6 protein-coding genes are annotated in these 4,691 nt (G+C 36.4%); 1 reads left to right on the plus strand and 5 read right to left on the minus strand.

The features are described from left to right. Positions 1-321: c-type cytochrome (locus IBX42_RS11250; RefSeq protein ID WP_365943688.1), on the plus strand; the 321-nt coding region annotated here is incomplete at its 5' end. Positions 322-379: 58 nt separating this feature from the next. Here the strand turns inward: IBX42_RS11250 and ccoS are convergent. Genes ccoS through gmhA form a run of 5 tightly spaced genes read right to left on the minus strand, consistent with a single transcriptional unit; the run spans position 380 to position 4,576 of the window. Continuing rightward, entirely contained in the window at positions 380-595 is a 216-nt protein-coding gene (gene ccoS, locus IBX42_RS11255) for a cbb3-type cytochrome oxidase assembly protein CcoS (protein ID WP_294932985.1), read from the minus strand. A gap of 1 nt (position 596) precedes the next feature. Beyond that, complete coding sequence (locus tag IBX42_RS11260; protein WP_294932987.1) at positions 597-2,999, minus strand: heavy metal translocating P-type ATPase; 2,403 nt, start codon at positions 2,997-2,999, stop codon at positions 597-599. Next, a complete protein-coding gene (locus IBX42_RS11265) occupies positions 2,989-3,474 on the minus strand; it encodes an asparaginase domain-containing protein (protein ID WP_294932989.1) in 486 nt (161 codons plus the stop codon). The genes IBX42_RS11260 and IBX42_RS11265 overlap by 11 nt, the downstream gene beginning before the upstream one ends. Next, positions 3,458-3,982 carry a D-glycero-beta-D-manno-heptose 1,7-bisphosphate 7-phosphatase gene (gmhB, locus tag IBX42_RS11270; RefSeq protein WP_294932991.1) on the minus strand — a complete coding sequence of 175 codons (525 nt, stop codon included), beginning with the start codon at positions 3,980-3,982 and terminating at the stop codon, positions 3,458-3,460. The genes IBX42_RS11265 and gmhB overlap by 17 nt, the downstream gene beginning before the upstream one ends. Positions 3,983-3,988: 6 nt before the next feature. Continuing rightward, positions 3,989-4,576, minus strand: coding sequence for a D-sedoheptulose 7-phosphate isomerase (gene gmhA, locus IBX42_RS11275; protein WP_294932993.1), 588 nt, complete (start codon positions 4,574-4,576; stop codon positions 3,989-3,991). Positions 4,577-4,691: the final 115 nt, after the last annotated feature.

Consider the following 4,691-nt stretch of genomic DNA (forward strand, 5'->3'; position numbering starts at 1 on the left):
CATTACAATTTGCCTGAATCAAAAAAAAGGGTGTTAAAAATGAAAAAAATCGTTTTATCAATTGTTGCTTTGGGTGCAACTACTGTTTTAATGGCTGCTGTAAATGCTGCTGGTTGCGTTGCTTGTCACGGTGCTGATTGGACAAAAGTTCATATGGGGAACAAAAACGTTGCTGAGATGAGCAAAGATGATATCGCAGTTGCACTTAAAGGTTACAAAGCTGGTACTTACGGCGGAGCTAAAAAGGGCATTATGAAAGGTCAAGTTAGTAAGTATTCTGACGAAGATTTAGACGCATTCGCACAAACTATCGGTAAATAATTTACCTGAATTGCCCGCTGTGGCAATTCAACTCTCTCTCAAAAACTAAAATCTCTTTTTACTCTGGTTTATAACTTTTTTTCAAAGCTTCTTTTTTCTGTTCCTGCTTTAGAGCATCATTTAGCTCATCTACACCATCAAATTTTGCAGCATTTAGAAACTTCTCTTCATCATCAAACTGTCCATTTTTGATTGCCCATAAAAATGCAAAGAGCGCAGCTGCTCCCAAAAAAATAGAAACGCCAAGCATCATAACTATTACCCAATTATCCATCTTATCTATTTCTCCATTTATAACGTATTCTCATTGAGTTGCCGACAACCAATAGTGAGCTAAGTGACATAGAAATTGCAGCGACTAGCGGTATGACATATCCTGCCATTGCAAGAGGAATTGTTATAGCATTATACACCAATGATATCAGAAGATTTTGTTTTATGAGACCAAATGTGGTCTGACTTATTTTAAAAGCATCATTTAGCGACCTTAATGAATCATCAAGCAAGACCACATCACCTACTTCTACTGCTATATCACTGCCGCTTCCCATAGCTATAGCAATATCAGCCGATGCTAACGCTAAAATATCATTTACCCCGTCTCCAACCATTACTGCTTTTTTGCCTTTATCGTGAATAGTTTTTATATACTCTGCCTTGTCTTGAGGAGTCTGCTCATATAAAAAAGTCTTTATGCCGACTTGCCTTGCTATACTCTTTGTTATATTTTCATGGTCTCCGCTTAAAAGCACAACCTCTATTCTCTTTTGCTGCATATTCGCTATAAGCTCTTCTATGCCCTCTTTGATTCTATCTTTTAGCTCATATATCGCTGCAAGCTCATTATCAACTACAAAATAAAAAGCTGTTTCTTCTAGCGCAAAATCTACATCTATTCCATGTTCATTTATAAATTTTAAATTTCCGCCCAAAATAATCTTGTTGTCGTATTTTGCCTTAATTCCTTTTGCAGGTATTTGCACATATTCATCAAAAATAATCTCTCCAACATTTTGATTTTGTCCTTTTATATACTCTGCAACACCCCACGAGATAGGATGTTTAGAAGGTTTAACCATTGAGTAGATTAGATTTCTATCAAACTCTTTGTAGATGTGCTCTCTTACAACTTCGGGCTTTCCTACCGTTATGGTTCCTGTTTTATCCAAAACAAGGGTATCTATAGTTGCCATAGTCTCAAGCCCCGCTGCTTCTTTAAAAAGTATGCCTCTAGAAGCACTTATACTAAGTCCCACTAATGTCGCAACAGGTGTAGCTAGAGCAAGTGCGCATGGACACGCTATAACAATTACCGATACTGCCACCATAAAAGAGGTCTCAAAACTATTTGGCCATTGCCACCATCCCAAAAATGTTACCAATGCCAAAAGTAAAATTACCGATGAGAAATATTCAGAGAGTCTGTTTGCCATCTGCTGGATTTTTGGTTTTTTATTTATTGCAGACTCTAAAAGTGAGACTATATTTGAGAGAGTAGAGTGCTTAAAATCTTTTGTTGCCATAAAATGAACATCGGCATCAATGCTTGTTGTACCGCTTACAACGCTCATTCCAATATTTTTATAGACTGGGTTGCTCTCTCCTGTTAAACTAGATTCGTCAAAAGAACCGCTTCCTTTTAGTATTTCGCCATCAAGCAAAACCTTCTCTCCTGAAGAGACGACAACTATGTCGCCAACTCTAGCATCATCAAGTTTACACTCAGTAATTACGCCATTTTTGAGAACTCTAACCTCAGATGGAATATTTTTTATAATCATATCAAGAGAATCAGCCGCACTCTTCTTGCTTAAAACCTCTAGAAATTTTCCTATCAAAACAAAAGTAATTATCATGCTTACAGAGTCAAAATAGGCTTCTCCCCGTTGCATTATGGTTATGTAGATAGAGTAAATATAGGTAAGCAACGCACCCGTTGCCACTAATAGGTCCATGTTTACTATTTTTGCTCTTAGACCATAGTACGCGCCCCTAAAGAAGACCCAGCCGCTGTAAAATAGCACAGGGGTAGAGAGTATCCACTCTGCTATGTTGAGAATAGTTTTTACATCTTGTGTTATTCCGCTGAAGTATCCAGCATACTGCGCAACAGCAATCCACATGATATTCATCGATGCAAAAATAGCGACTGCCATCTTTAAGTAGTAAGCTTTTCTCTCTTTGTTTACATACTCTTCTTGTGTCATGGCATCGTAGGCAAAAGCGTTATAGCCTATCGCTCTGATCATATCTATTATTTTAGAGAGTTTTACAACATCATCCGCCCATACAATTGTCGCTTTGTTGTTTGTAAAGTTTATATTTGCTTCTATTACGCCATCCATCTTGCTAAGTGCTTTTTCATTTAGCCAGACACATGCCGAGCAGTGAATCCCCTCTATTATCAAAGAGACTTCGTTAAATCCCTCACTGTTAACTTTTACAAACTTATCGTAAAAAGAGGGTGAATCAAAATTTGAAGAGTCTGCATAGTTTTCAAGCGGCGGAGCCAAGATGACATTTTTACTTTTTTCATAAAAACTATCAAGACCCTTGTCTTGTAAAAGATGGTAAACTCCCTGACAGCCATTGCAGCAAAAATGTAACTCTCCCTCTTCTATCATAATGCATGAATCAAACTCTAAATGGCAATGAGAGCAGGGTATCTTAGAGGACAACTTCAAATTTTCCAAATTTTGTATTTTTATGAATTTTATCCCATGGTTCGATATGTCCGCTCATGCAGATATAGACACCATACTCTTTTACGCCTTTTGCGAATCCTATCGCCATCCCTAGATTAAGGCTTGTCTCAATACTATCTATTTCAAATGGCTTCATGGCTCCCACAAAAACAATCTTCCTATCGTCAAATATTTCGGCTAAAAATTCGGCACTGAGATGCATCGTATCTGTTCCATGCACAATTACAAAAGTGTCATCTTTAGACTCCATTATAATATTGGTAAGAATTTTTCTGTCATCTATTGTCATCTCCAAACTATCTTTATAAATAACACCTGCCAAATCATACTTGGCATCCATGCTTTTTAAGATTTTTTCAATTGCTTCATTGCTGTATGGAACTTCCAACTCCCCACTTAAGGGATTATATTTTTTGTTGAATGTTCCGCCGCTATTTAATATTAACATTGTAAATATCCTCTAATCTTGAAACTATTTTTGTTGCTTTTGAACTTTTATGCAACTCTGCCTCATCAAAGAGATAACTCTCTTTGATTCCCGCACTTATAGCCGCCTCAACATCACGCTCTTTGTCACCAACTAAGATAGAATTTTCTAAATCTATATCAAACTCTTTTTGAGCCTGCAAAATCATACCAGGCTCAGGCTTTCTGCAACTGCACTCCCCTGAAATCTCAGTATGGTGAGGGCAATGATACACTTTTGTTATTGTAATACCATTTTTTGCAAACTCTTTTACCATCCATGCAGTCAACTTCTCAAAATCTGACTCACTGTAATAACCTCTTGCAATACCAGACTGATTTGTAACTACGATAATGAGATACCCTAAACTCTGATAATATTTACAAAGTTCAAATACTCCCTCTATAAACCTAAAATCTTCTATTTTATAAATATAGTTAAGCTCAACGTTTATAACGCCGTCACGATCTAAAAAAAGTGCTTTTTTCATAAGGTATCAGTTAACACCATCGCCAAAAATCTCTTTTTCTATAATATCACAAATGATATGCCCGATTAAAATATGTGATTCCTGTATTCTTGGCGTAGAGTCTGATGGAACAATCAAAGCTATGTCAGCTATTTTTGCCATCTCACCTCCGTCTCTGCCAACCAAAGCGACAGTTTTTATACCTTTTTGTTTTGCAACTTCAAATGCATTTATAATATTTTGAGAATTCCCAGAAGTTGATATGCCAAAAAATATATCACCGGTTTGTCCCATTCCCTCAAGTTGACGCGAAAAGACTTTGTCATACCCGTAGTCATTTCCGATTGCTGTTAAGTTGGAGGTATCTGTTGTAAGTGCTAGAGAGGGAATAGAAGGTCTATCAAATCCATATCTGCCGACAAGTTCTGCAGCAATATGCTGTGCATCAGCAGCACTTCCACCGTTTCCCGCCAAGATTGTTTTATTTTTACCCCTGTAAAGCTCTACACACAGTCTGCAGACCTCTACAATTTTATTTAATAACTCTTCATTTTGATATATAGCTTGTTTTGTTTCGTATGATTTTTTAATTTGATCTTTTATGTAATTTTTCATATAACATCCTAAAATAGTATATAAAATAATACCATATAATGAATTATTAAAGCTTCAAAAATAGCTAATATTATAGTGTGTGTTGCAAGATTTTATTTGAAATTTTTATGATTGT

The organism is Sulfurimonas sp., from assembly GCF_014859695.1.
Taxonomy (GTDB): domain Bacteria; phylum Campylobacterota; class Campylobacteria; order Campylobacterales; family Sulfurimonadaceae; genus Sulfurimonas.